This window comes from Pseudomonas sp. Wu6, from assembly GCF_019891515.1.
GTDB classification, from domain to species: domain Bacteria; phylum Pseudomonadota; class Gammaproteobacteria; order Pseudomonadales; family Pseudomonadaceae; genus Aquipseudomonas; species Aquipseudomonas orientalis_A.
On record NZ_JAFLXH010000099.1, the window covers coordinates 1 to 426 of the forward strand.

The window sequence follows — 426 nt, forward strand, 5'->3', positions numbered from 1 at the left end:
ATTCATTTCTAAACTCTAACAGCAGAAGCAGTTAATGGTGGAGCCAAACGGGATCGAACCGTTGACCTCCTGCGTGCAAGGCAGGCGCTCTCCCAGCTGAGCTATGGCCCCGTATTTCTACAGGCGTTTCCCACACAAAATTGGTGGGTCTGGGCAGATTCGAACTGCCGACCTCACCCTTATCAGGGGTGCGCTCTAACCAACTGAGCTACAGACCCAATTTCGAGCTGCTAAGGCCGACCTCACCCTGCTCTTTACCACAAAGCATGGGGTGCGCTCTAACCAACTAAGCTACAACCCTTTAGGCTGCTTCTTTCGTCTTCTTCAATGAATCAAGCAATTCGTGTGGGAACTTATGGAGCAGCTGATGTCGTCGATTAAGGAGGTGATCCAGCCGCAGGTTCCCCTACGGCTACCTTGTTACGA

Annotated in this window: 2 tRNA genes; both read right to left on the reverse strand. The window is 51.9% G+C overall.

Annotation, left to right across the window (positions count from 1 at the left end):
• Positions 1-35: 35 nt before the first annotated feature.
• Positions 36-111 (reverse strand) — tRNA-Ala (locus tag J1G34_RS26965).
• A 30-nt stretch (positions 112-141) separates the two neighbouring features.
• Positions 142-218 (reverse strand) — tRNA-Ile (locus J1G34_RS26970).
• Between the last annotated feature and the right edge of the window lie 208 nt (positions 219-426).